This is a genomic window from Lysinibacillus agricola (assembly GCF_016638705.1).
Classification (GTDB): Bacteria; Bacillota; Bacilli; order Bacillales_A; family Planococcaceae; genus Lysinibacillus; species Lysinibacillus agricola.
In genome coordinates this window covers 370366-395079 of the sequence record NZ_CP067341.1, presented here as the reverse complement: position 1 = coordinate 395079, position 24714 = coordinate 370366, and the positions used below count along the sequence as shown (strand labels likewise).

Sequence of the window (24714 nt, the reverse complement as noted above, 5' to 3'; positions counted from 1 at the left end):
AAAGGAAAAAAGAGACTCGAAGCTTTACGCAACCGAGCCCTTTCGTATTTTTTAAAAAATAACTTTTTACTCGTTATAAGCTTTAGTTTGATAAAAGCTGAATTTAAACTCCGAATGTTCTGTTATTTATTTTCATCAAAGTATTTTTGAGCACCTGGGTGAACATCAATACTAATACCCTCTAAACCTGTTTCCACTTTGATAAACTCTCCTTTAGCGTGGGAAATTTTATCTGTGTTATCATAAATAGCTTTTGTCATTGAATAAACAACATCTTCTGAAAGATCTTTTGTCACTGCTAGCATTGCAAGTACTGAAACAGTTTCAGTATCGTTTGCAATACCATAAGTACCAGCTTTTACTGTATCTTTTGCATAGTAAGGGTATTTAGCGATTAACTCATCTGCCTTACCAGCATCTACACCGATAATATTTACTTTAGTTGTTGCATTTAATGCCTCAACAGCACCTGTTGGCGTACCTGCAGTAATAAACGCTGCATCAATTTGGCCTGATTGAAGACCGTCAGTAGACTCACCAAAATCAAGATTTTGTGCTTTAATGTCATCCATTGTTAAGCCATGAATTTCAAGTAACTGTTCAGCATTTGCGTAAGTTCCAGAACCTGGCGCACCTACAGAAACCTTTTCCCTTTTTAAATCAGCATATGATTTAATACCTGATGCTTCAGTCGTTACTAATTGTACTGTTTCTGGATAAAGTGCACCTAACGCAGCAATTTTATCGATTTTTTTGCCATCAAACATTAGTTTTCCTTCAGTTGCATAATAAGCAATATCTGATTGTACAAAAGCAATTTCACCTTTACCTTCTTGCAAAGCCGTCATGTTGGCAGCAGAAGCTTGAGATACTTCAGCAGTTGTTTTAATGTCTGTTTCTTTAGTAATTAGATCAGCAAACGTACCACCTAGTGCATAGTAAGTACCTTGTGTTCCACCTGTTAATAAGTTTAAAAACTTTGGCTTATCAGATGCTGTCGATTCGCCCTTATCCGCGTCCTTTGAACTTGTTCCACTATCAGACCCACACGCAGCTAAAATCAATAGCGCAAAGGCACTTAATAGCATTAATAACCTTAATTGTTTTTTCTTCACAGTAACCTTCCCCCTTGGTTAAAAATAATAATCTATTTAAAATTATCAAATATAGTATAATAATGTCAATCTATTTATAGTAAATTCAGTCTTTTATAATTATACTATTTCTCTTAAATAACAACTATTTAGGGATTTCATTAATTACTTATTCACCCTAATTTTATCTACATTAGACTATTAAATTCTTTTTTCAAGAAAATAAATTTCGTTACAAAATGTATAAAAAATGCATGTTTCATTATAAAAAAGACCTTCTACTTGGTTCATCACCATAGCGCGAGGTCGATTTCCGTTCCGACTGGGCGCCTTCCTGAAGGTGTCCGATGAGCTACTTCGCTTCCGCTCGAGGGTCTGGGGCCAACAGATGTTTTTTGCGCGAAAGCGTAGCGGCAGCAGAGGGTTTTGTTTGTGCGAAAGCGCAGCGACAGCAACAGTAGAGGGTTTTGTTTGTGCGAAAGCGCAGCGACAGCAAAAGGTTTTGTCTGTGCGAAAGCGTAGCGGCAGCACCAACAGCACCGATGTTGGTCACGAAGGCGTTATCACAGGTCGTGATGGTTTTAGCCTTCGTTCCTCTACTGCTGATTTCCAGGAAGTCCGTCCAGCCTCAACTCCAATCAACTTATATACACGGCATACGTTTTAACAAATATCCTCCCCACTTTTAGGGATGAATCAAAAATGAATGATTTCGGAAAATTAATTTATTGTCGATTTTCTCTCTCAAAATAAAAAAACTATATCTAAAGTGACTTACTTCAGATACAGTCGATTCATTTTCCTTATTGAATAATGCCACAAGCAATTCTAGCACCAGAGTTACCGGAAGGATCTGTTTTATAATCGTCCTCTGACTCATGAATGATTAATGTAGTGCCTCCTTCACGCAACAATGAGTTGGCAGCATCTTTTTCTAATGTTAGCCCTTCAGCTAAGAAATTCAAATCCACATTACCATCTTCACCAACTTCTAAATTCGGAAGATCTCCTAAATGATATCCCTTAGGATTATCCTTCCCATGCTCTTTACTCGTTGGATTAAAATGTGGACCTGCCGATTCAAACGTTGGTGGTTCACACTTCCCAACGGAATGAATATGAATGCCGTGTTTTCCTGCTGGCAATCCTGATAATGCGAGTGTCATCTTAACCCCATTATCCTCTTCCTCAAAATATGCATTTCCATAGCTTTCATTATTTTTACCAATTACTTTCGCGGTTGCAGTTGGTGCTGAATTTGCGTTAACTGCCACTTTTTGCTCCTTCTTTTCAAAGAAACCACAACCGCCGACAAATACTAATAAAGAAATAATTATTAAGCTCATTTTTTTCATAAAAATTCCTCCTCTATTTCAGATGGTTGCCAACAATCCTTCCACTTATGCAATTTCATTAGAATTTTGCGAATTATTGGTTATGGAGTAAACTTCGTAGACTTGGCTTTTAGTCCATGTTGATTCTTAAAAACAATGCAAAATAAAAGGATATCTCCAACTTAAGGAGACACCCTTCTAATCACATTAATTTAAAATTTTTACAGTTACACTTTTGACGCCCCACTGACGAGCTTGTCCTTCGGTAGGAATAAATACGTCAATTTTATTACCTTTTATTGCTCCACCAGTATCTGCTGCGATTGCTTCACCATAACCTTCAACCCAAACTCTTGTTCCAAGAGGAATTACACGTGGATCTACAGCAATTACTTTTAAGTTTGGATTAGATCTTATATCTGTTCCATTTGCTGTAATCCCCGAACACCCTTCACAATACGCTGTATAGGCCGTTGCTCGCATTGTTAACGTTTTGCCTGTATCATTTGCCGGAGCACTTGTTGTTGTTGTACTTGATGCTGTTGTACTTGATGTTGTTGTGCTTGATGTTGTTGCTTTTTTTGTATTTGAAGTTGTTGCTAGCTTATTAGTTTTGCTCACGGAAGTTTTAGGCTTTGCCGCCGATGCTTTGATGGCTAATGATTCGCCCACATAAATTAAATCAGATGTAAGGTTATTCCATTCTTTTAATTCATCCACTGCCACATCATTTTCACGTGCAATTGCAAATAATGTATCCCCGTGTTCAACGAAATGTTCGTCTTTCAACGATTTTTCATTTTTCGCTTCGTCTGCATTTAAATTTTGCTCTGGATAAAACCATTTCGGATCTATTTCGCTTAGCGATTCAAATTCGCCTATAGCTAAATTGTAAATCTTCGAGATTCCCCACAATGCGTCGAATGGCATAACAGCGAGTTTGTCCTCAGCAGATGACGAACTGGCAAACGAACTTAATCCCAAGGTCAATGCTACAGCTAAAGCTAATGCTTGTTTCTTCATAATTTGTAATACCTCCATAATTTATAATTTTGCATTCTGCTGCTAGCACACTAGAGTTAGGCTCTTTTATGCAAGCAATGCTAGAGAATGCAATTAATAATTCAGGACAATGGACCTGATATTACGAATTATTACTATAAAAACGGAAAAATATACAACATCAATCATATTTTTAGCAGGTCAAATATTTTTATGGAAAAACTACTGAAACTTTATTTGCAACTTTTATACGTTGGAAAATCAATATTTTAAGCCGATAATATGGTAAAGGAGGAATGTAGGGTGGAAATTAATACAATAATGTCTTCTCAGATTATGGAGCTACAACATACTGTACAAATGAGTGTTATGCAAAGTGCACTCAATCTAAATACGGCTGCTGCTGTCGAATTATTAGAAGATCTACCACAGCAGCAAGTGGCTATACATCCGTATAAAGGGTCAGTTATTGATATTTCAATTTAACCTATCTCACTTTAAATTTCTTACTTCAGGTTAATTAATATTTGAAAGTTGGTGCCCTTTTTGATTCGAGTGATAATAATGGATGATGAGCCATTAGCTCTTATAAACATGGAGAAAAAGTTAAAGGAATTTAATTCAATAGAGGTCATTAAATCTTTTACAACTGCGAAAGATTTGCTTGCAGAGGGGCCAAGCTTGGATTTTCAAGTAGCATTTTTAGATGTTGAAATGCCTGGCATGAACGGTTTAGAAATTGCACGGTTATTAAAAGAATGGAACAAAAATGTCTATATCGTATTTGTCACCGCGTATCGAGACTATGCTGTCCAAGCATTTGAAATTCATTCCCTTGACTATTTATTAAAGCCTATTTCAAAAGCTCGTCTAGAGACAACAATTAATAGAATCCAAGAACTCCTCCACCTAGAAAAAAACTCGACTCCTACTCTAATACGAAATAAACCTGCGCTTACGATACAATGTTTCGGAGGATTCGTTGTCTTACACGATGACAAAGCCGTCCATTGGAGAACGGTTAAAACAAAAGAATTATTTTCCTTTCTTTTTTCCAATCTTAATAGCCTTGTACCTCGCGATTCAATCATCGATGCTTTATGGTCAGAGACAGAATATAAAAAGGCAAGAGTGCAGCTACATACAACAGTTTCTTATCTACGTACTACCCTTTCAGCATTGGGCTATTTAGAAGTTATACAGCATGCAAATGGCTGCTATATTTTGCAGCTAGAGGATTTTCAATGTGATGCCCATGACTTAGAGCATATTTTAAATAGAAAAATGGAGACCGGAAAGCTTGATATAGAGACGGCTGAGGCACTAATACAAAACTATCAAGGTGAATATATGGCCACATTAGATTATCCCTGGATTACTAGTAAAGCCAATTTCATGAATAACCAATTTACTCTTTTACTTCATGATTTAGTAGAGCATTATACAGCAATAAATGATGTAAAAAAACGAGAGCATATCTTACTGTTAACGATAGAACATAATCCATATTCCGATAAAACCATTCAACAGCTAATAAAGCACTATATCGACGTGGATAATCGAGCAAATGCAGTAAAGATTTACAATAACTTCAAACGTACTTTGATAGCTGATCTTGGTATTTTGCCAGAGCACGAAACAACTGAGTTATTTAATGCAATATCAGTGGAACTTTAAATTACAATAAAGATTCTCCTAAATGCATATTTTGCTTTAAGCAGAACGAATCATTGTGCAAGGATTTCACCTTAAAGCATACTCAGGCCACCGATAAAAGGCATCGAGAAGTCACTCTCGATGCCTTTTATCTTTTTTCTACCTTGTATTCATCCCGCCAGTAATGGAAATCAACTGTCTTATTTATCTATTAATTGGCCTATCATCAAACGGGAATGACATTTGTTAAAACGTATGCTCTGTATATAAGTTGATCTTCGTTCCGGCTGGGCGACTCCTTGAGGATCAGCAATAGAGGAACGAAGGCTAAAACCATCACGTCCTGTGATAACGCCTTCGTGACCAACATCGGTGCTGCTGGAGTGAAGCGGCTCATCGGACGCCCCCAGGAAGCTCTGCGCGAAAGCGAAGCGTCAGCGGCAAATGTTTTCTGTAGCGAAAGCAAAGCGCCAGCTACAAAGCGACCAGTCGGAACGGAAATCAACCCCACGCTATGATGATAAACCTATTAATTAAAGAAATTTTTTTTTTGAGTTTGGCTACAGTCTGATAATTTATTTAATTATTTTTTCAGACAACCCTCTAACGACACAGATACAATTTCTACCTGACTGCTTCGCCTTGTATAATGCCTGATCTGCAATTGCAATTATTTGATTAGAAGTTTTAATATTTGTTGTAAAAGCTGTAATGCCGGCAGACATTGTAACAGGCCTTCCACACGCAGTCTCTAACAAGGCCTGCTTTATACGTAAATTCTCCGCTAAATCTAAAGCTACATCTATTGTAGCGGATGGTAATATAACCATGAACTCTTCCCCACCATATCGAAAGCACATTCCCTGTTTATCAATGTTCTCCTGCATATGATTTGCAAAGGCTTTTAAAACTTCATCTCCTACAGTATGTCCATATGTATCATTTATACTTTTAAAGTCATCTAAATCTATTAAAACCATTGCATGTGGCACTTTATTAATGATTAATTCATTTAAAATTTGATCCATCCTTCTACGGTTAGGAATTCCCGTTAAGGAGTCTAAATTCAGTTGATCAGTTAAATCAAATATTTTGCTTTCTGAGCAAATGACCATGTTTTGTACTACTTCTTTTAACGAATGCGCTTCGTAATACCAGTCATTAATTTCTTCAAGCTTCTCTATTTCTTCTTTCTCTAAGCTTGTAGAAAGCTTTTTTAAAGGTCGTGTAATTTTTAAAGCTAGCCATACAGCCAATGCCAATACTGTAGTTAACAATAATAGTAAAGGCACGATTATACTTTTTATCAACACGCTAAATGAAACTACTCTTTCATCAAGTAATTTGTCAACCACTTGCGACATATAAGGTTCGATAGACTTATCCTGATTTGGTTCTCTCAGTTTTTCTTGTACGTAGCTTTCAGTGATTGCTGAAACTTCCTTCACATAATTTTCCTGCATGGCTATTTTATTTTGCATAAGAATGTCATTAAATTTTCGATAGCTGCTCCAAATACTCACACTAGAAGTCGCAAGTACAACAATTACCGTCATACTAACAATAACAAACGATAACTTTAACTTGAATTTACCCACAATAGATCATTTCTCCCATTGAGATGATTTTTTCGTTAAATTTTATCAATGTTTCAACCCACAAATTATTTATTCCACCATCATACGTCATATCTCTTAAAAAAAACTTAAAAACCGATTAAATATAGCTAATCCATATAAACAAAAAGAACCAAACCTTACTGTAGTTCTTTTTGATTACTCTTAATATATTCTTTCAGGTGTGTTGATTAACCATTTTTATACATTCGAATTAATTCGAAGAGGCTGATTTCCGCTGCTGGCTACTCACCTTCCTGCGGGCGAGCGTCGAGCCGCTGCGCTCCGTGCAGGGTCTCGTCTGTCTCGCTTTCCCTCCCGAGTCGAGTAACCCTACACTACAATCAGTTAAAATGGAAATATAATAGCAAAATAGTAATAAAAAAATCCTTATCGCTCAATATAAACCTATTTTTTCCTAATCAACACGCCTGATATTTTTTTAAAAAATTCCTTATTTCTTATTCCCATTTTCCGAATTTCATGGCATGGTAAATGTAGGTCTTTTAATACAACTAGAATATCATGGAGGTCCTTATGTCACCGTTAAAAAAAGCGACTATACGACATTCGCTTTTCATTATTTTAATTTTTATAGGTCTTACTACACTTCGTTTACTATGGCTAGCATACTTTCTCCCTTCCAGTGATCAACCGATTGCCCAGGAAGGTATATTTGATATACGAGATCAACAGCTATCCGATGAAGAAGTTCTTAACTTAAATGGTGAATGGCTCTACTATCCCGGATCATTAATAGATCCGTTAAACATTGATAATAACAAGTCTCCTCAATCATTTGAACAAGCTACCAGAACGATTCCCATGCGAGGTTCAGAGGCAACGACACAACGATATGGTACATACCGTTTAAAAATCTTACTCAATCACAGTGCTCCCAAAGATGATCGTTATGCCGTTCGAATTCCTGCAGTACCAACCGCCTCAGCATTATATATTAACGGGAAGTTGATTGAACAGTCAGGAAAAGTAGCTACTGATTCAAATAATCATAAAGGGCATGCCGCTCCTTATACTGTTTTCTTTACAAGTGAGCAGCCTGAAATAGACTTGATTCTACATGTATCTAATTTTGATACATCAGTAAGTCCTAGCATTGATAAAAGAGTTTTATTTGGCTCTGCTTCAGCTATGGCACATCACCAAATGATTAATGATCTATCTCTTGCGACAATTTCAATAATGCTCTTATTATTCGCACTTTTTAGCACCCTTGTGTTCTTGTTTATTAACCCAAAGCCAATTGTTTTACTGTTCACAGTAGGGTTTCTTTTGCCTTTAGCAGATGAATTAATTTCATATGACCAATCTATCATCACTTGGTTACATCTCGATTATGTATGGTCATTTAAGCTATCTACTATCATTTATCTCGGGGCTTCTTTTTTCTTTGTTCAATTTATGCGTGTTTTACTCGTCAAATATCATAATGCTAAAAGCTTTCAGTGGCTCTTTGCTTTCTACGGCCTTTCAGCATTTTTCACTGTCGTTTTACCGATTAATTGGTTATTCGCAATAAATTCTCTTTACTTTATACTTTATGTCGTTTCATTTTTATTTGTAGTGGTACTCGCTTTAAGAGAGTATCTTGAAAATCAAAAACAGAGCACAGCTTTTATTGCACTGACGGCTCTCGGTACAATGAATGGCATCATATGGGCATATATCAAATCCATCTATGTTTTTGATATACCAATGTATCCATTCGATTATTTATTTGTCATGCTCGGTTTTTCTGGCTATTGGTTTAAACGCTTTTTTGAAAATAAAGAGCAAATTAATCAATTGATTGCTAAATTACAAAAAGACGATGCATTAAAGGATGAATTTTTATCCAGTAGCTCACAAAAGCTATGGGATCCCATGAATAAAATGATGACATTAGGACAGTCCATTTATGATAACCCAAACAATAAGCTTATGGATGATGACAAACAAAACCTAAAGCATCTAATTGATATTGGGAGAAGCATGTCATTTTCATTAAATGACATCCTAGACTTTACTCGTTTAAAAGAAGGTAATTTGCATCTCCATAAAAAGAACGTCAGTATTCAAGGTACAGTTTATGGTGTTTTTGACTTATTGCGCTTTATAACAATTGGCAAACAGATTCAAATGAATTCAACAATTCCTAGGTCATTCCCTAATGTGGTGGCCGATGAAAATCGATTGATCCAGATTCTTTTTAATCTCCTACACAATGCCATTAAATATACAAGTGTAGGATCTATAGAAATCAGTGCCCATATAGAAAATAATATGGCTGTTATCCATATTCGTGATACTGGGTTAGGAATGGATGATGATATCCAAAGTCGTCTATTTTCCCCTTACGAACAAGGAAAGGACAACGATGATGGAATTGGCCTCGGGTTATTAATTTCAAAGAAACTCATCGAATTACATGGTGGAACTTTGCAAATACATTCTGTTCCTAACAAAGGATCGGATGTCTATTTCACATTACCATTAGCAGAGGAAGGGTTGAGTGAAGACCAATCATATATTGAACAAGAGGTTATGGATCTACCTATTGAAGGGAATAATTCATCCCCTACAATGGAAAAACAATTTCATATTTTAATGGTCGATGACGATCCTGTAAACTTAACGATTATGCGTAGTTTATTTGCAACAACAGAATATGCTGTTACTACTATTACTAGCAGTGAAAAGGCATTAGAAGTATTACAGCAAGAAGAGTGGGATTTAGTCATTATTGATGCGATGCTACCTTATATATCTGGCTATACATTAATTGAAAATATTCGAGAGCACTACTCATTGCTTGAATTACCTGTCTTAATACTAACAGCACGGAATTATCCCGAGGATGTTTATACTGGTTTCGTTCATGGTGCAAATGATTATGTTACGAAGCCTATTAATTCTTTAGAGTTAAAGGTAAGGAGCAGAGCCTTAATCGATTTAAAATATAGCATCAATCAACAACTACATTTTGAAACAGCTTGGCTTCAGGCCCAAATACAGCCTCATTTTTTATTTAATACATTAAATACAATTGCATCACTTAGTACGATCGATACTGATCGAATGATTGACTTAATGCATCATTTTGGTGAATATTTACATGCAAGCTTTGATGTGCGGAATCTACAGCGAGTGGTGCCTCTTCAGGAAGAGCTCGAGCTAGTGCGCTCATATCTCTATATCAAAGAGCAGCGTTTTGGGGAATTACTAAACATTGAATGGGATGTTGATGAAAATATAAACATTGAAATCCCCCCTATCTCCTTACAAACTTTAATAGAAAATGCGATTCGTCATGGTGTATTGAAACAGGAAGAAGGCGGTACAATTTGTATCCGTATAAAAGATTTTCCGGATCATGTAGCAGTAAGTGTTATCGATGATGGCGTTGGGATAGATCCAAGTATATTAGATGAACTACAATCCGGTGGCCATTCACCAAACACTGGCGTAGGGCTACGTAATACGGATTTACGTCTTAAAAGGATTTACGGCCAGAGATTACAAATTACAAGCACACTAAATGAAGGAACAACTGTCACCTTCCATATTCCTAAAAAATAAATGAAAGAGGTCATCACCTTCTCAATTGAGTTGGTGGTGGCTCTTTTTTATACTTTCAAGTTACAATTACTATATTAATGATTATTTATAACCCATCGCCAAAAGCCGGGGATAATATTTTTAAAGGTACGCTATATAGATAAGTTGATCTTCGTTACGACTGGGCGACTCCTCGGGGATTAGCAATAGAGGAACGAAGGCTAAAACCATCACGTCCTGTGATAACGCCTTCGTGACCAACATCGTGTTGGCCCGAGACCCTGCAGCGAGCAAAGCGAGTGAAGCGAGTGAAGCGGCTCATCGGACGCCCCCAGGAAGCTCTGCTCTGTGCGAAAGCGAAGCGGCAGCAACAATTGTTTTATCTGTGCGAAAGCGAAGCGACAGCGGCAAATGTTTTATCTGTGCGAAAGCGTAGCGACAGCAACAACAAAGCGCCCAGTCGGAACGGAAATCAACCCCACGTTATGGTGATAAGCTAAATTTATGGATTTTTAGAAATCAGGGTACATTAATAGTATGTTAATAAAGAAAGGTCGATAATATGCACAAAATTTACATAATAGAGGACGATATCAATATTTCAAATATTATTGAGGAGCATTTATCAAAATATCAATTTGAATGCTATACCGTCCAACAATTTAATCATATAGTAGAAGAATTTCAAGCAATTCAACCTCATCTCGTTGTTATGGACATTAACCTGCCAACCTACGATGGGTACTTTTGGTCGCGTAAAATCCGTCAGCTATCCAACTGCCCTATTATCATTGTATCTGCGCGTGTGAATGATATCGATCAAGTGTATGGTATTGAAAACGGGGCCGATGATTTTATCACGAAGCCCTTCTCGCTAGATGTACTTATGGCAAAGGTGAATGGTCTTATTCGTCGTACATATGGAGAATATGCTTCCTCCGATTCTAATTCGATCTCCATTGCTAATACAACATTAAATTCTAATACAGTTCGTCTTTACACCGAGAAACACGAGAGCCTGTTAACGTTAAAGGAGATGCAGCTTAGCAAATTACTATTTGAAGCTTATCCTAATGTTGTTCCTCGTCAAAAATTGTTAAGTGCCATTTGGGATGATGAATCCTTCGTAGAAGAAAACACTTTATCTGTTAATATTGGCCGATTACGCAAAAAATTCGAGGCGATTCAATCTAGACTCGAAATTAAAACAATTCGTGGACTTGGTTATCAATTAGTGGAGGCAGAAGAATGAAGCTTTTCTTGCGAGATCATGTAAGTGTAATCATTCTTTATTGTGTAAGCTTTCTATTATTACCCTGGATCATTCATTCATTGGATGATTTATCTTCACACTATTTTTATTTTATCTTTCTCGTTAGCTTCCTATTTACCATTTGGCTGATTGGACGTTATTATCGCAGAAGAAAGCTCTATGCTCATTTACAGAAGAACACACTAACAAGCGATAACCTCTATCTGTATGAACCACAGGCTATGATTGAGCAAGCCTATAGCCAAAAACTACGACAAATGCAATATCTATACTTAACACAGCAGCAATATTTAGAGGAGCAAGGGAAAGAAAAACAGCTTGTACTTTCACATTTTGTCCATCAAATGAAAACGCCATTATCGGTTATTCAACTGATGATCCAATCTAACGCAACTAACCAATTAGAGCCCTTGCAAATAATTAATCAGGAATGTGATAAGCTGACGTTTACCCTCAATCAGCTACTAACTTATGAACGCACGTCCAATCTAGTCGCTGATTTAAAAATAGAAGCACTTTCATTAAAAGAGCTTATGAAGGAAGTTGTTAATGATTTAAAAGATTATTTCATCGCTAAAGAAGTTTTTCCAAAAGTGACGATTGTTGAAAATACGATTATTTATTCAGATCGTAAATGGTTAAAAGTCGTACTTTATCAAGTCATCAATAACGCCATTAAATATGGTGAGTCTGAAAGTTCTATTCAAATCAGTTATGATGAAGCTACTTTACGCATTCAAAACTACGGAGAAACGATTCCCGAGAGTGAAATTTCACGTGTCTTTGATTTATTTTATACAGGCATGAAAGGAAGAACGAGCGGTGAAGCAACAGGTATAGGCTTGTATTTAGTGAAAAAGATTTTAACGGTATTAGAGCACCCTTTTACTTTACAGTCCCATGAGCGCGTCACGACCTTTTCCATAGACTTTTCAAATAGCGTGAAAAAACCATGATTGTAAGGTAATATGACAACTTTGTCATATTGACGTCATATAGCCAAATAGGTAAAATGCTGCTCCTTCTTTATACTTAAGCTATCAATCGAAGTAAGGGAGTTGTTAAAGATGGGAAACTCAATCCTACAAGTGACTAATTTGCAGAAAGAATATATCGGCGAAATCACATACAAGGCTTTGAACGGCATAGATTTTCAGCTTGGTGAGAACGAATTCGTAGCCGTAATGGGACCTTCAGGAAGTGGGAAAACTACATTTTTAAATAGCGTGTCAACAATCGACCGCCCTACCGCTGGCGAAATTCTTATAAATGAAAGAAATCCTTATTCTTTAGATGATGAGGAACTTGCTAAGTTCCGACGTTCAGAATTAGGCTTTGTCTTTCAAGATTTTAATCTTGTCCACACATTAACGGTGAAAGAAAATATTTTATTACCGTTAACGTTAGATAGTTTACCTGCTGATAAAATGCAGCAACGACTTAAACATGTATCTCAATTTCTCGGAATTGAAGAGCTTCTATCAAAACGAATTTATGAAATTTCTGGTGGACAAAAACAACGTGTTGCTATTGCTCGTGCGGTTATTCATGAACCGAGTTTATTGCTGGCAGATGAGCCTACAGGAAATCTCGATTCCAAAGCAGTAAATGATGTCATGAACTTATTTAGTTCTATTAATACTGAGCTAAAAACTTCCATTTTAATGGTGACACATGATCCTTATGTAGCAAGCTTCGCCAATCGTATTATATTCATTAAGGATGGTAAATTATACAACGAAGTTCATCGTGGTCATAATCGTAAACAATTTTACCAGGAAATCATGGACACACTTGCTTTTTTAGGTGGTGGACAGCATGAGCTTTAATCATATCGTTGTTCAAAACATTTTACGTGATAAATGGACCTATGTTTCGTATTTCCTTAGCAGTATGTTCTCTATCATTATTTTCTTTCTATTTACAGTCATTGTGTTTCATCCGGGTCTTGCAATTATAGATCCCCACTCATCACTTGGCCTTGCATTAATGTTAGCGAGTTTGCTCGTTTATTTGTTTTCATTTATCTATATTGCCTATTCCATCATGGCCTTTTTAAAGAAAAAAACAAAAACACTAGGTATTTTTATGATTACTGGTGCATCGATGAAACAGATTCGTACGTTAGTCTTTCGTGAAAATATTCTAATCGGTGCTATGGCGATTATTACAGCCATTATTCTTGGGCTTGTCATTGCACCTCTCTTCTTAATGGGTGCCAAGGTTGTGTTAAAGGCAGAAACTTTCGGTATGTATATGCCTATTAAAGCAATTGTTTTAACTATTGGTTTATTCCTTGTATTATTCGTTGTAATTTCAAAAATAATGACAAGATTTATAAATAAAGAAGCGTCCATTCAACTATTAAAAAGTGATGCTGTTATTGAAAAATCGATAAAACCACACTATCTTTTATTATTCATTAGTATTATTATTTCCGCTACTTTAGCCTATTTATTAAAAATTGATCATGAGATTATATATAGCTTTGGTGTTCTTTACTACACAGCGTTTTTCGTAAGTATTCTTTCTACCATTTATCTAGTCATCTCACAAGGTATGCGCTTCCTGCTTAAAATTTTCGAGAGATCACCAGCCTATATGCGGAAAACGAATATGTTACTAGCTTCCAATCTCAATGCGAAAATGAAATCGCACGCAAATATACTATTTTTAATCACGGTCTTATTAAGCGGTGTATTTTTAAGTACAAGCATTTTATTTAGCTCTTACTATAATGTTGAAAAAGATAGTGAGGCAAATTTTCCATACAGTTTTCAGTACATTGCCACTCCTAAGGCTGATCCAAGTATGGTAGAAGCTGATATTGAAAATATTGAAAAACAATTATCCACATTGGATTCAGAAAAATATTTCATTGAATTTAAATCGAATGAAGATACACGACTTGGTTATATGTCAGTTTCCGACTATAATCTGTTAAAAAATCAGAGGGTTAGATTAAATGACAATGAATTTATAGCTGTTGCTGGCCAACGTAAAATATCGCCAATAACAAATACAGTAGAAGATCATTATCTTAAGAACTTTAAGCTAGCTTCTGTAGATGAGCGAAATTTTTTACCTTCCGGCTTCAGGAAAACGTATTTTATTGTACCTGATCATCTTTATAACAGTATCGATTACCCTGTTTATAAAGCTTATTTATTTGAGTTAGAAAATTGGACAGCACATACAGAACTTGCGAAAAAAATTATTGGGGATATGCCGCATATATATGAGGAACGTTATGTAACTTCAAAAATCGAATTGTATGACTCAGAGATGTTAACGAAAAGTATTATGTTCTTTATCGGCTCTATGTTGAGCTTAATTTTCTTAAGTGCAGCAATGAGTATACTCTACTTCTATTTACAAACGACACTTCTTCAGGAAAAAGAAAAGTATTCAGGCATACGGAAGCTTGGGCTATCTAAAAAAGAGTTATTCACAGTTGTTTCTAAGGAGCTGGCGATCCTTATATTTGTACCATTCACGATAGCCACTACAATGTTATTTGCTACATTATTGGCTATGCGAAAAATGATTTCAACATCATTTTTCCAAGTCTCAATGGTGAGCTCTTTATGCTTCTTTGCCCTGTTCTTCGTTAGTTTTATATTTATTCGCAAAAGCTATTTCAAACGCTTGCTTAGCAATTGATGAAAAAAACATCGCACTCCTCTCGGGGTGCGATGTTTTCATATTGTTGAAAATAATTGTATCAATGAAATAAGGTATCACATTAAATAAAGTATGGCTCTTCGGCAAAACAAGGGGGTTGATTTCCGTTCCGGCTGGGCGCTTTGTTGTTGCTGTCGCTACGCTTTCGCACAGAGCAAAGCTTCCTGGGGGCGTCGGGGCAACACGAGGTTGGTCACGAAGGCGTTATCACAGGACGTGATGCTTTTAGCCTTCGTTCCTCTATTGCTAATCCCCGAGGAGTCGCCCAGCCTCCACTCCATTCAACCACTTCACATAGCATGTATCTTCTGGCATGTCACTCTAATTTATAGTGATAAAATTAAACTTCAGCAACAGATGTTTTTGTGCGAAAGCGAGGTAGCACAACATTCACAAAACTTAGAGTGCGATTTTTTTATTCTTTACCAAAGCACAGGCTTTGCTACCATTAGCCATAACATAATTAGCAATAGCAAAATGTACATCCATGCTTTGCGATGTAGCAATGAAGTAAATTTTTGCTGATCATAGACAGGTGTATTAAATGTCTGTAAAGTCGGTTTGAACGCTCTTGCTAAAAAAACAATGGAGGCCAGATCACAAGAAATGTAAGAACAATCCACGAGGTACTCCAATGATAGCCCGCATGCCACATTAATAAAATACCGGATGCAACAAGAACATGCCCCGAATGCTTGACGATCGTAATCGCTCCTTTAAATGCCTCAATATAAGGTGACATTTCAACATGAGACGCTGTACGCATTTTCTTAACAATTGTTAGAACAACGAACAAAGGCCCAATCGAAAGAACAGCACTTAAAATATGTATGTAAAGAAGAATTGTATAAATTGAAATCATGGTGCGTCCTCCCCTTTTAACTTTTTTCAGCAGAAGTCTCCCGCCTCTATAGATGGTGAGATGAATGCGGGTTTAAGTTACTTTTTCATTGGGTGTCCAAACACCTGCTGAAAGAAGTTAAAGCCTCCGGCGGATGTCACGGAATCGGAAAGGAGTTCTTTGTGCAAGCACAAAGCCGATTCCGGACGCAATTATGCCAAGGCATAATTGATTCAGTCCCCCCTCATTATAGCACTTAACATAAGCGCGCTTTATCGCCAATTGTGAATGCTTTGTAAACGCAAAATGAATCATTGTAAAATTGTTTGAAATATACACAAAGAGGGTAAGGATTATAGTAATATGGATAGGCTCGAAAAACTACAGAATTGATTTTTTGAAACCCTTTATAAAACTAATGTTTCAGCTATTCTTTAAATTTGTATTAATATATAAGTAAGAAAAACTAAAAGAATTCATTTGGGGAACTTTGTGGGGAACGTTTTTATAATTAAATAAATCTATGGGCAGGTACTGGTTTAACAGACAACTAAATTGGTTGTCTGTTTTTTTATATGTACATTCATCTCCAGTTTTCCTAAAATGGGAATGTAAAGGGAGGATTTTGTAAATGAAAAAATTATTTTACGTAGGAGCCATGTCTATATTATTACTTGCTGCATGTGGTGAAGAAGAGACTGCTACAATTACGCCAGATGAGTTTAAAAAGTTGGAAAACGGTATGAGTCCTGATGAGGTAAAAGAAGTTGTAGGTGGCCAACCGAAAAATCCAGATGCCAAAGAAAATGACAATTTATTATTGGAATTAGACTATGATGGAGAAAATGGAGTAGATAAAGAATCTTCTGTATCGCTTATTTTCAAAGATGGAAAATTAAATTCTATTATAGAAGATGGATTAATGACGGAGAAAGTTGAGTTGACTAAGGAACAAAAAGAAAAAATTTTCGAAGACGTATCAAATTCAATGAATAAAGCTTCTACGGGTGCGATTGATGAATACGAATCTACATTAAAACAAATTATTGCCAAGACTAAGAGTAATTCTAATATCAATATGAAAGATAAGGGATTAATCGAAGCTGGAAGATATAGCATTGAATTAAAAAGTGATATTTTTATCTTTATAGATGTTAATAAAGAAAATAACATTGAAAAAATTAGTACTGCAGTTTCATCAAATGCGCTTGCAACACAAAATAAAGAAGTAAAAATTGCATTCGAAGCATTATTACAAAGTGCAGATAAAACTTTAAGTATTCAGCAACAATCAGCTATTCTGGATAAACTAGGCTTTACAGGTGACGGAAAATTGGTTGACCACACTGAAACATATACTCTCAATGATGTTATGTACACATACCACAGTAGCATTGAAAATGATTCTGCAATATTGCAAGCTAAACTAAAATAAGTCACTCAAATGAGTGACTTTTTTCTTTTGATATAAATATCATTTGATATATAATTCAAATGATTTATAATTAGATTTTAAAAAGGAGTGTTAGGTATGAAACTTACAGAAAAAGTAGAGGCAGTTATCAATGCTGCACAAGCTGCTAAAAATGGCGAGAGCGAGCATACATCATATAGAATCTTTAAAGAGTGTGGGCTTACACAAGGGGCGATTAAACGCTATGTAGATGGAGTAAGTGACATCAGTCGTATGGGATTAGGCGTAGCTGAAAAGCTTGGTGAATACTATGATAATCATCTTGCAAAATAAATAAAAAAACTTTTATAAATCACTTAATTTATATATCAAATGACTTATAATTAAAGTATAGAAAGGAGGTGAGTTTGTGGAATACTTAGGAACAATAATAGCCCTAGCATTCATTGTTTTACAACTTCATTCAAAATGGCTGGACAACCGGAAGAAGAAGTTAGAAAACAAGAAGCTAGAGCTAGAAATTAGAAAAATGAGAAGAGGGGGTTAATCCCCTCCCTCATCACTAAGTATACTACAAGCATATGAAAATTTTAAGTATCCTACTCATTGCTTCACTTGTTGCTTTGCTTGCGTTATATGTACGAGGTTACTTTTTAAACCGTAAGCAAAAAAGTTTATTGAAGGAACGTGATGAACTTGTCAAAAAATCAACAAGAGAAAAATAAATACGCGTTCGGATCAACTGAGGAACTTCTTAAATGAATAAACAAAAAAAGACCAGGTATTCACATTTTATGAGCGCCTGGTTCTTTAATTAAAAAAATTTATATAACCTATTTAACAAGAATTTTGTAAATATAGTATTTTCCAGTTTCAGTAGCACCAGTTCTATCATAGTGATAAACAATAGCTTCGCCAGGTTTCATTGCTTTAATTGTATTACGAGAAGTTAAAGTAACTACACCTGCACCTGATTTTATTTCTAGTTTAGTAGCGCCCCATCTATTTTCTGTTCCTACCATCATATTCGAATTAGTCACACCTTGGCACAAGTCATCGCTTTTGCAAAATTCCCACCAATCAAGACCAGCAGCAGAAGCTTTTTGCGTTTCTGAAACAGGCATAACTGTTAAAGTAGAAAGTGCAAGCGCAGAAGCAAGAACTATTTTTTTGAATTTCATGTTTTTTCATCCTTTTTCTAATTTTTTTTGCTATAGCATATCAATACCCTCGAGTTACTATTATCCTACCATTCCCAAAAGTAGTAATTCAATTGAATTTCCACGCCAATATCCGGCGTTATGACCGCCATTTTCTGACGGCATTCAGCTATCTATTTTATAAAACACGCCAAATCACGCCAATTATACCGCCATTATTTGACGTTCTATTATTTTTTCATATAACTTAGGTAACATTTTAGTGAATTTCCCACTAAAACACTTGATATTTTCATTCAGTTTAGTTCATTTACTAAGATAATAATTTTCACAAAATTGTCACTTTAGTATCATTTAACAGGTAATAAGACCAGACCAGCTCAGCTAAATTAGCTTTGCTAGCCTTTATTACTTATTTACTACGACGTTGCTGAATCGTAATATACAAGCCTACTAAACGATCAGTTGTCATTGCTCCACTTTGTACATCCTTCAAGTCTGAATTCTGAATAATATTTAACAGCCTGTGTAATTAAGCCTTATTGCACTTACTTATTTAATACGCTGTGCAATGATAAGTTTCAAACCTTCATAATCACCATTTGTCATAGTTCCATTATCAAATTTATCTAACCACATTTTATCAATCAGCTTTTTATCAACTGCTTGTTTAATATGGTCACACACTGCAGCTTTAGTTGTCTCGTTTGTGAATTGCATTGTATCATCACCCTTTTCCTTTGGTTTATCTAAGCCGTTTTTAATGTCTAACTTGAATTGTTCCTCTGAAATCCCCATGCTCTGCAGATACGAAAATGGATCTCTATGTGTCGTACCTTTTAAATTGTCCGTAATCCAACGGTGTGACTTAATTCCGTTACATCCAGCACCTTTAGCAAGTTCGCGCAATAACCAAATATAAGCCGCGTAATCCTTTTTAAATTGCTCCGTATCATTTGTACGTGCCAATTCTACTTGTGCATAACAATATGGATTACCTTTAGGGCCACAACCGTACTGCACACGATTAACTGGTGCAACTTGTACAATCTTACCGCCACCACCTACCCAATGTGAGGTGAATGCATTCGCTTTATTCCGATTCATAAAAGCAATTTCATTTTCCAAAGCATTTGAGCCACAATTATTAGGATTTCCTGATTCATGGGCAATGACGTATTTAGCAGCTGTCAAAGCATAGTTTGGCAAGCCTGACATCAATCGCTGTTCGATAGCATAAGTCATTTGCGCCCACCTTCTTTGTTAAGTTTTTCAATTGTTTCTCCAATAATTCCAGGCATATCTACACCTAATGTTTGAAGGTTCTCAGCGATTGAACCACCTTCTTTGTATAGGAATAAAGCTAATGTGAAGCCTGTTAAATAGAAATCTAAGCCAAAAATTAAATCAAGTAGGATAACAAATGTAATTGCAACCAGCTCCCCAATCCATCGAATGATACCATCGCGCATAATCCTTGATTGATAAGGCGATACCTTCTTCCATGTTTTCAATAAGCCTGTTGCAAAATCCAATACTTTAAATGCGAAATAAGCAAGTAGCATATATAAAATCGTTGTTGGTACTAATGATAAAAACGGATATTGAATTAATTGTGCAATGTCCATAAGACACCGTCCTTTTCTGCATAATAAAAGCCCTCCACAAATTTTGTGGAAGGCATTTTAAAAAGTACCCTAAATATAAGAGTGCTTAATAACATTAATCTTTTTTTATTCCATCAATATAGATGTTTCTAACTTCTAGCGAGAGATTCTTATCTGTATGTGGCCATTTATCATTATCATAACTGTATCTAATATTTTTAAACACGTAGGTCCAATTTAATTTACCTACTAAAAATAAATTGAACAAAAAATGCGTTATGGAATAAAACATAAAGAAAGTGATCATGTCTTTATCAATTTGAGAACTCTTAATTGTGTAGGTAGAAATATTGTTAATCGTATTTTGAACACTGCCTATGAGAATAAAGCGATTTCTAAAAGAATAACAGCTCATGGTTTAAGGCATTCCTTTGCATCCTTATTATGTGCTCAAGGAGTTGCAATAACAGTAGTTGCGAAAATGCTTGGCGATACACCTAATACTGTTTTAGATTATTATGCACACTCTTTAAAAGAAAAGGAAAAAGAGGCCGCGAAACTCATCACTAAGTTAATTGTTTAAAATCGTTAGGGTTTGGGGCACTTTTTTGGGAACCAACATTAAAAAATGCCCTTTAACCCTTTGTAAATTTATATCCCTAGACACTTCGAAACATATTATAGTAATATGCACTTATAGAACGAAAAGGAGTGATTTTTATAGGAATTCATCAATTTTTTACAAGTCTTAATGACCTAGAGCGTATTATTCGTTGCCCTGGACGCTTCAAATTTGAAGAGCACAATGTGGCTGCTCACTCTTGGAAGGTATCACAGTATGCGATGTTCTTTGCCACACTTGAGGAAATGAATGGAGCTACAATTAATTGGAAATCATTATATGAAAAAACAATCAACCACGACTTTGCTGAAGTATTTATCGGCGATATTAAAACTCCGGTAAAGCATGCGAGCCCAGAGCTTAAGCAAATGCTTGCACATGTGGAAGACAAAATGATGGAGAAATTTATTATTGATGAGATCCCTCAAGAGTTTCAGGCTGTCTTCTTTGAGCGCATGAAAGAAGGCAAGGATAAAACTATAGAGGGTCGCCTACTTGAGTTTGCTGATAAGCTTGACCAATTTTATGAAGCCTTTGCTGAGTTAAAACGCGGAAACACAGATAAAGAATTTGTGCATATGTATCAATCAGCTCTTTCCAAGATTTTAGCTATTCCACTTGAAGCTTCGGTTCACTATTTCCGTACTGAGATTCTGAAGGATGCTGTGAAGGAAAAAACACATATTGATATTCAAGCTTTGACAAATGAAGTGTTAACATCAAATTAATAAAGTGCATGTACAAGTTTTCCGAACGAATGAACTCGCGGAAGGCTTTTTTTATTTCCTCAAAAAAGTCGTATAATGAAAGGAGACCGATTGGAGGGAAGCTTTTGTCACAGGAATGTTCAATTGTAGAGGATTTATTACTTTTGTATAAGAAACAAGCGCTCCAAGCAACTACTATACAATTTGTCGAACACCATTTAGCTAATTGTGAGCATTGCCGGCAACTTGCTACTTCAAAGCAAACACAAGGCTATCATTTACTAATGAAAAGAACGGTAACATTTTTCCACCTTGTTTTTATCGTACTATCCTTTATGTTTGCCATTAACTCTTCCTTACTTGGCAATCAAACGAGCTTTGCTGTATCATACGCGATTTTTGGCTGTCTTACTTATTTCTTTTACAAAAATATTTGGATTGTTTTTGTCATCAGCTCTGTACCTGTTTTTGTATGGGCCATTATTAACAATATCAATAATTCACTCTATGTCACCCACTACTCCTTAACGGAAATTGGTACACTGTTGATTGGAGCTAGCTACATAGCACTTTTACATACTATTTTTGCACTATTTGGTGCCGCTTTTGCTATTTTATTTCGTAGGTTTACAAAATAATGTTCCACCTTGCAGAAGGAAGTTGTCTTAAGTATCTGAGACAACTTCTTTCATCACCAATTATACCCATTCATAAGTTCAACATCCCCTAGCATTTCATTAGAAATACCTTCTAAATCTTGAAGCATCCATAACTTTTTTGCCGGTCCTGTTACAACAGCACCATAAGCTTGAAATCCATTCTTTTTTATATAATCATAGCGTTCTTGCAAATGGTGTAAACCGAGAAACTCCTCATAATAGCTTTTCTTTTCATTTTTCAATAGTTTTTCCATATTTCTTACCATCCAACGCTGGCTATCTTTCACATTACTTGATAAGTCCTGTGCTTCAGATATATGTGAATAATCATCACTAACTGTTAAGCCTCCTGATAGACCGATTCTATCATAAATTGTAATTGTACCACTGGAGCGGCCAGAAGCAGTTGGTTCAAAGGATTTAAACTCACCTGTATATAATGGCATCCAAACGATTTGGACGTCGTACGGAGCAAGCATTTTTACCAATTCTATAGGCTCTTTAAATGTTGAAATTGAAAATGCCATTTCCGCTACAGTTCCATCAGGTAATTCTTCTAATATCTTCCATATATTATTGTTAAGTTGAGATGAGGTTGCTTTTCCCGTTACCGGATCTTCGGGTAAATTAAAATTAAATTGTTGTGATGTATTTGTCGACGGTAAGTCCATACTCAGAGATGAATTAGAATTCATTATAGATTTTTCAACATGCATTTCGCCGACTACAACCTTTTCCTTTCCTACCTGCTTCTCTAGAGGATAGCTAAATTTTTGTGTCAGGAATGGTGTTATTTCAGCAGGCGAATCCATAGAATATTGACCTTTCATATTTGGATGTAGCCATTCAAATACCATTAAAGAGTTATAAGCATGTTTAAGATCAGGACGCGTTTTATCAAAAACGATGGACACCCCTGCTATATAGAGAGCATAAATAACGAAGCATATTAGCAATATACGCAGTACTCGAAATGTTAACGTAAAACGGTATTTTCTTAAAATCTTTTTTTCATTCCCCTGCGACCACTCAGTCATGTTGGAAACCTCCATTCTTTTTCACTATTTCTTCTAATCTTTTTCGGGCACGATGCAAAAGTATTTTCACCTGCCCCTCAGAAAGCTCTAGGGCCTCCTGCAATTCTAAGTAGGTGAATTGTTCATATTCACGTAAATATAAAATCGTTCGGTAATTTTCAGGTAAAAATTTCAGCAACGCCTGTACATCTTCTGTCACTTCCTGCGTTAAAAAATCCTCTTCTGGTAACCCATACGGACTTAGCATTTCATCTTTCCAAAATAAGTGTGCGAATGGAATAGTCCTTCGCCTTTTCTGCTTACGCCATTCATCTAAATACGTGTTCCGTGCAACTTTGAATAACCATGCTCTCACATCCTCCTCTTTATAAAATGACAGCGATATCGTAGCTCGTACAAATGTTTCTTGCACTAAATCCTCCGCTATATGCACTGAACCAGACATCTTCAGCAGAAAATAATATAACGATTTCGCGTATTTTTCATAAAGTTGCTCAAGCTCGTTTTTCCGCTGTCTGTCCATGCCATCTCCCTCATTTCGTTTTTCACAAGTAAAACGTATGTCTTTGCTAAATGTTACAGTAATTACTAAATTTTTTATTAAAATCAATTTCACCTTGGCATAATTGAGTCCGGAGGCTTTGAGCCAACAGATGTTTTTTGCGCGATAGCGTAGTGCTAACGTAGCGTCAGCAAAAGGTTTTGTCTGTGCGAAAGCGAAGCGTCAGCAACAGCATGATGTTGATCACTCAGTCGTTGCCACAGGACGTGGCGTTCTTAGACTGTGTTTCTCTATTTCAGTAGGTGTTTAGACACCTACTGAATAAAAATAAAAAAGAGTCGATTTAGAATGGCCTTCCAACATCAAGTTGGGGAGCTTCATTTCACGACTCTTTTTACAGTAATTATGCTTTTTTTACGAACTCTGACTTTAATTTCATTGCACCAAAGCCATCGATTTTACAATCAATATTGTGATCGCCTTCAACGAGACGAATGCTTTTCACCTTTGTCCCAATTTTTAATGTTGAAGAACTACCTTTAACCTTTAAATCCTTAATAACTGTAACAGAATCGCCGTCCGCAAGTAGATTGCCATTAGCATCCTTTACGATTAGCGAATCTGCCTCCTGCTCCGTTCCATCAGTACTCCACTCATGCGCACATTCTGGACATACGAAGTTCGTTCCATCCTCATATGTGTATTCAGAATTACATTTTGGACAATTTGGATAAGCTGCCATTTCTGCTTCCTCCTTTTACTTTTTATCTAGGTAAACCCTATATATGCTCCTTTATCTTACATACTAAGCCCTACTAAGTAAAGGTTGTTCGTATTTTTCGTTCGCATTTGTGAATAATATTTGAATCTGTTTCAAGCTTTTGGAGATATTTCATTCTGGAAATGTATGAATTGGGACACTTGCCCATTGACTTTTTTGTACAAACC

General features: G+C 36.0%; 27 protein-coding genes and 1 pseudogene. 17 read left to right on the top strand and 11 right to left on the bottom strand.

Annotation, left to right across the window (positions count from 1 at the left end):
- Positions 1-122: 122 nt before the first annotated feature.
- The gene (locus FJQ98_RS01950) at positions 123-1115 is read right to left on the bottom strand and encodes a TAXI family TRAP transporter solute-binding subunit (protein ID WP_201406606.1); all 993 of its coding nucleotides are present in this window, start codon (positions 1113-1115) and stop codon (positions 123-125) included.
- A 367-nt stretch (positions 1116-1482) separates the two neighbouring features.
- On the opposite strand from FJQ98_RS01950, the gene FJQ98_RS01945 reads away from it, so the two are divergent.
- The gene (locus FJQ98_RS01945; protein ID WP_143114922.1) at positions 1483-1761 is read left to right on the top strand and encodes a hypothetical protein; all 279 of its coding nucleotides are present in this window, start codon (positions 1483-1485) and stop codon (positions 1759-1761) included.
- A gap of 136 nt (positions 1762-1897) precedes the next feature.
- Here FJQ98_RS01945 and FJQ98_RS01940 read toward each other — a convergent pair whose 3' ends face one another.
- Both FJQ98_RS01940 and FJQ98_RS01935 read right to left on the bottom strand, forming a co-directional pair.
- On the bottom strand, positions 1898-2449 hold the full coding sequence (locus tag FJQ98_RS01940) for a superoxide dismutase family protein (RefSeq protein WP_053595825.1): 552 nt from the start codon (positions 2447-2449) through the stop codon (positions 1898-1900).
- Positions 2450-2635: 186 nt separating this feature from the next.
- Positions 2636-3451, bottom strand: coding sequence for a 3D domain-containing protein (locus FJQ98_RS01935; protein WP_053595826.1), 816 nt, complete (start codon positions 3449-3451; stop codon positions 2636-2638).
- A 282-nt stretch (positions 3452-3733) separates the two neighbouring features.
- On the opposite strand from FJQ98_RS01935, the gene FJQ98_RS01930 reads away from it, so the two are divergent.
- From FJQ98_RS01930 to FJQ98_RS01920, 3 genes are all read left to right on the top strand, one after another.
- On the top strand, positions 3734-3916 hold the full coding sequence (locus FJQ98_RS01930) for a putative motility protein (RefSeq protein ID WP_053595827.1): 183 nt from the start codon (positions 3734-3736) through the stop codon (positions 3914-3916).
- Between the two features lie 78 nt (positions 3917-3994).
- On the top strand, positions 3995-5107 hold the full coding sequence (locus FJQ98_RS01925) for a response regulator (RefSeq protein WP_241774601.1): 1113 nt from the start codon (positions 3995-3997) through the stop codon (positions 5105-5107).
- Between the two features lie 278 nt (positions 5108-5385).
- A complete protein-coding gene (locus tag FJQ98_RS01920) occupies positions 5386-5604 on the top strand; it encodes a hypothetical protein (protein ID WP_158003065.1) in 219 nt (72 codons plus the stop codon).
- Between the two features lie 57 nt (positions 5605-5661).
- Here FJQ98_RS01920 and FJQ98_RS01915 read toward each other — a convergent pair whose 3' ends face one another.
- Positions 5662-6684, bottom strand: a complete 1023-nt coding sequence (locus tag FJQ98_RS01915; RefSeq protein ID WP_053595829.1) for a GGDEF domain-containing protein — start codon at positions 6682-6684, stop codon at positions 5662-5664.
- Between the two features lie 555 nt (positions 6685-7239).
- On the opposite strand from FJQ98_RS01915, the gene FJQ98_RS01910 reads away from it, so the two are divergent.
- The 6 genes from FJQ98_RS01910 to FJQ98_RS01885 all read left to right on the top strand — a co-directional run bounded on the left by FJQ98_RS01910 (position 7240) and on the right by FJQ98_RS01885 (position 15196).
- Positions 7240-10281 (top strand): hybrid sensor histidine kinase/response regulator, encoded by a 3042-nt coding sequence (locus FJQ98_RS01910; protein ID WP_053595830.1) that lies wholly within the window; start codon positions 7240-7242, stop codon positions 10279-10281.
- Positions 10282-10608: 327 nt separating this feature from the next.
- Positions 10609-10752, top strand: coding sequence for a hypothetical protein (locus FJQ98_RS01905; RefSeq protein WP_158003066.1), 144 nt, complete (start codon positions 10609-10611; stop codon positions 10750-10752).
- A 70-nt stretch (positions 10753-10822) separates the two neighbouring features.
- Positions 10823-11512 (top strand): response regulator transcription factor, encoded by a 690-nt coding sequence (locus tag FJQ98_RS01900; RefSeq protein WP_053595831.1) that lies wholly within the window; start codon positions 10823-10825, stop codon positions 11510-11512.
- Complete coding sequence (locus FJQ98_RS01895) at positions 11509-12489, top strand: sensor histidine kinase (protein ID WP_053595832.1); 981 nt, start codon at positions 11509-11511, stop codon at positions 12487-12489. The genes FJQ98_RS01900 and FJQ98_RS01895 overlap by 4 nt, the downstream gene beginning before the upstream one ends.
- 111 nt (positions 12490-12600) lie before the next feature.
- On the top strand, positions 12601-13362 hold the full coding sequence (locus FJQ98_RS01890; RefSeq protein ID WP_053595833.1) for an ABC transporter ATP-binding protein: 762 nt from the start codon (positions 12601-12603) through the stop codon (positions 13360-13362).
- Complete coding sequence (locus tag FJQ98_RS01885; RefSeq protein ID WP_053595834.1) at positions 13352-15196, top strand: FtsX-like permease family protein; 1845 nt, start codon at positions 13352-13354, stop codon at positions 15194-15196. Before FJQ98_RS01890 ends, FJQ98_RS01885 begins: the two co-directional genes overlap by 11 nt.
- Before the next feature lie 443 nt (positions 15197-15639).
- On the opposite strand, the pseudogene FJQ98_RS01880 reads toward FJQ98_RS01885, so the two are convergent.
- Positions 15640-16079: pseudogene (locus FJQ98_RS01880) on the bottom strand (hypothetical protein).
- A 610-nt stretch (positions 16080-16689) separates the two neighbouring features.
- On the opposite strand from FJQ98_RS01880, the gene FJQ98_RS01875 reads away from it, so the two are divergent.
- The 4 genes from FJQ98_RS01875 to FJQ98_RS01860 all read left to right on the top strand — a co-directional run bounded on the left by FJQ98_RS01875 (position 16690) and on the right by FJQ98_RS01860 (position 18197).
- Positions 16690-17493 carry a hypothetical protein gene (locus FJQ98_RS01875; RefSeq protein WP_053595835.1) on the top strand — a complete coding sequence of 268 codons (804 nt, stop codon included), beginning with the start codon at positions 16690-16692 and terminating at the stop codon, positions 17491-17493.
- 96 nt (positions 17494-17589) lie between these two features.
- Positions 17590-17805 (top strand): hypothetical protein, encoded by a 216-nt coding sequence (locus tag FJQ98_RS01870; RefSeq protein WP_053595836.1) that lies wholly within the window; start codon positions 17590-17592, stop codon positions 17803-17805.
- A 76-nt stretch (positions 17806-17881) separates the two neighbouring features.
- On the top strand, positions 17882-18019 hold the full coding sequence (locus FJQ98_RS01865) for a hypothetical protein (protein ID WP_198926913.1): 138 nt from the start codon (positions 17882-17884) through the stop codon (positions 18017-18019).
- Between the two features lie 34 nt (positions 18020-18053).
- Positions 18054-18197 (top strand): hypothetical protein, encoded by a 144-nt coding sequence (locus FJQ98_RS01860; RefSeq protein ID WP_201406605.1) that lies wholly within the window; start codon positions 18054-18056, stop codon positions 18195-18197.
- Positions 18198-18305: 108 nt separating this feature from the next.
- Here the strand turns inward: FJQ98_RS01860 and FJQ98_RS01855 are convergent, their stop codons facing one another.
- The 3 genes from FJQ98_RS01855 to FJQ98_RS01845 form a co-directional block, all read right to left on the bottom strand.
- A complete protein-coding gene (locus FJQ98_RS01855; protein ID WP_053595837.1) occupies positions 18306-18653 on the bottom strand; it encodes a BLB8/JUQZ-1 family protein in 348 nt (115 codons plus the stop codon).
- Positions 18654-19184: 531 nt separating this feature from the next.
- On the bottom strand, positions 19185-19877 hold the full coding sequence (locus FJQ98_RS01850) for a peptidoglycan recognition protein family protein (protein WP_053595838.1): 693 nt from the start codon (positions 19875-19877) through the stop codon (positions 19185-19187).
- On the bottom strand, positions 19874-20260 hold the full coding sequence (locus tag FJQ98_RS01845; protein WP_053595839.1) for a phage holin family protein: 387 nt from the start codon (positions 20258-20260) through the stop codon (positions 19874-19876). Before FJQ98_RS01845 ends, FJQ98_RS01850 begins: the two co-directional genes overlap by 4 nt.
- Before the next feature lie 250 nt (positions 20261-20510).
- Here FJQ98_RS01845 and FJQ98_RS01840 point away from each other — a divergent pair, with 250 nt between their 5' ends.
- The 3 genes from FJQ98_RS01840 (at position 20511) to FJQ98_RS01830 (ending at position 22206) form a co-directional block, all read left to right on the top strand.
- On the top strand, positions 20511-20822 hold the full coding sequence (locus tag FJQ98_RS01840) for a tyrosine-type recombinase/integrase (protein WP_053595840.1): 312 nt from the start codon (positions 20511-20513) through the stop codon (positions 20820-20822).
- A gap of 128 nt (positions 20823-20950) precedes the next feature.
- The gene (locus FJQ98_RS01835) at positions 20951-21589 is read left to right on the top strand and encodes a YfbR-like 5'-deoxynucleotidase (protein WP_082340220.1); all 639 of its coding nucleotides are present in this window, start codon (positions 20951-20953) and stop codon (positions 21587-21589) included.
- Positions 21590-21693: 104 nt separating this feature from the next.
- Positions 21694-22206 (top strand): zf-HC2 domain-containing protein, encoded by a 513-nt coding sequence (locus FJQ98_RS01830; RefSeq protein ID WP_053595841.1) that lies wholly within the window; start codon positions 21694-21696, stop codon positions 22204-22206.
- Positions 22207-22259: 53 nt separating this feature from the next.
- Here FJQ98_RS01830 and FJQ98_RS01825 read toward each other — a convergent pair whose 3' ends face one another.
- From FJQ98_RS01825 to FJQ98_RS01815, 3 genes are all read right to left on the bottom strand, one after another.
- Positions 22260-23264: an anti-sigma factor gene (locus FJQ98_RS01825; protein ID WP_053595842.1), complete on the bottom strand. Its 1005-nt coding sequence runs from the start codon at positions 23262-23264 to the stop codon at positions 22260-22262.
- Complete coding sequence (locus FJQ98_RS01820) at positions 23257-23787, bottom strand: sigma-70 family RNA polymerase sigma factor (RefSeq protein WP_053595886.1); 531 nt, start codon at positions 23785-23787, stop codon at positions 23257-23259. The genes FJQ98_RS01825 and FJQ98_RS01820 overlap by 8 nt, the downstream gene beginning before the upstream one ends.
- A gap of 382 nt (positions 23788-24169) precedes the next feature.
- A complete protein-coding gene (locus FJQ98_RS01815; protein ID WP_053595843.1) occupies positions 24170-24508 on the bottom strand; it encodes a zinc ribbon domain-containing protein YjdM in 339 nt (112 codons plus the stop codon).
- Positions 24509-24714 lie beyond the last annotated feature (206 nt).

What these genes read in the sequence shown, in the direction of transcription:
- FJQ98_RS01945 (WP_143114922.1), top strand. Translation starts at nt 1,483, where the DNA reads ATGTTTTTTGCGCGAAAGCGTAGCGGCAGCAGAGGGTTTTGTTTGTGC.
- FJQ98_RS01940 (WP_053595825.1), bottom strand. Translation starts at nt 2,449, where the DNA reads ATGAAAAAAATGAGCTTAATAATTATTTCTTTATTAGTATTTGTCGGC.
- FJQ98_RS01935 (WP_053595826.1), bottom strand. Translation starts at nt 3,451, where the DNA reads ATGAAGAAACAAGCATTAGCTTTAGCTGTAGCATTGACCTTGGGATTA.
- FJQ98_RS01925 (WP_241774601.1), top strand. Translation starts at nt 3,995, where the DNA reads ATGGATGATGAGCCATTAGCTCTTATAAACATGGAGAAAAAGTTAAAG.
- FJQ98_RS01910 (WP_053595830.1), top strand. Translation starts at nt 7,240, where the DNA reads ATGTCACCGTTAAAAAAAGCGACTATACGACATTCGCTTTTCATTATT.
- FJQ98_RS01900 (WP_053595831.1), top strand. Translation starts at nt 10,823, where the DNA reads ATGCACAAAATTTACATAATAGAGGACGATATCAATATTTCAAATATT.
- FJQ98_RS01895 (WP_053595832.1), top strand. Translation starts at nt 11,509, where the DNA reads ATGAAGCTTTTCTTGCGAGATCATGTAAGTGTAATCATTCTTTATTGT.
- FJQ98_RS01890 (WP_053595833.1), top strand. Translation starts at nt 12,601, where the DNA reads ATGGGAAACTCAATCCTACAAGTGACTAATTTGCAGAAAGAATATATC.
- FJQ98_RS01885 (WP_053595834.1), top strand. Translation starts at nt 13,352, where the DNA reads ATGAGCTTTAATCATATCGTTGTTCAAAACATTTTACGTGATAAATGG.
- FJQ98_RS01875 (WP_053595835.1), top strand. Translation starts at nt 16,690, where the DNA reads ATGAAAAAATTATTTTACGTAGGAGCCATGTCTATATTATTACTTGCT.
- FJQ98_RS01870 (WP_053595836.1), top strand. Translation starts at nt 17,590, where the DNA reads ATGAAACTTACAGAAAAAGTAGAGGCAGTTATCAATGCTGCACAAGCT.
- FJQ98_RS01860 (WP_201406605.1), top strand. Translation starts at nt 18,054, where the DNA reads ATGAAAATTTTAAGTATCCTACTCATTGCTTCACTTGTTGCTTTGCTT.
- FJQ98_RS01855 (WP_053595837.1), bottom strand. Translation starts at nt 18,653, where the DNA reads ATGAAATTCAAAAAAATAGTTCTTGCTTCTGCGCTTGCACTTTCTACT.
- FJQ98_RS01850 (WP_053595838.1), bottom strand. Translation starts at nt 19,877, where the DNA reads ATGACTTATGCTATCGAACAGCGATTGATGTCAGGCTTGCCAAACTAT.
- FJQ98_RS01845 (WP_053595839.1), bottom strand. Translation starts at nt 20,260, where the DNA reads ATGGACATTGCACAATTAATTCAATATCCGTTTTTATCATTAGTACCA.
- FJQ98_RS01840 (WP_053595840.1), top strand. Translation starts at nt 20,511, where the DNA reads ATGCGTTATGGAATAAAACATAAAGAAAGTGATCATGTCTTTATCAAT.
- FJQ98_RS01825 (WP_053595842.1), bottom strand. Translation starts at nt 23,264, where the DNA reads ATGACTGAGTGGTCGCAGGGGAATGAAAAAAAGATTTTAAGAAAATAC.
- FJQ98_RS01820 (WP_053595886.1), bottom strand. Translation starts at nt 23,787, where the DNA reads ATGGACAGACAGCGGAAAAACGAGCTTGAGCAACTTTATGAAAAATAC.
- FJQ98_RS01815 (WP_053595843.1), bottom strand. Translation starts at nt 24,508, where the DNA reads ATGGCAGCTTATCCAAATTGTCCAAAATGTAATTCTGAATACACATAT.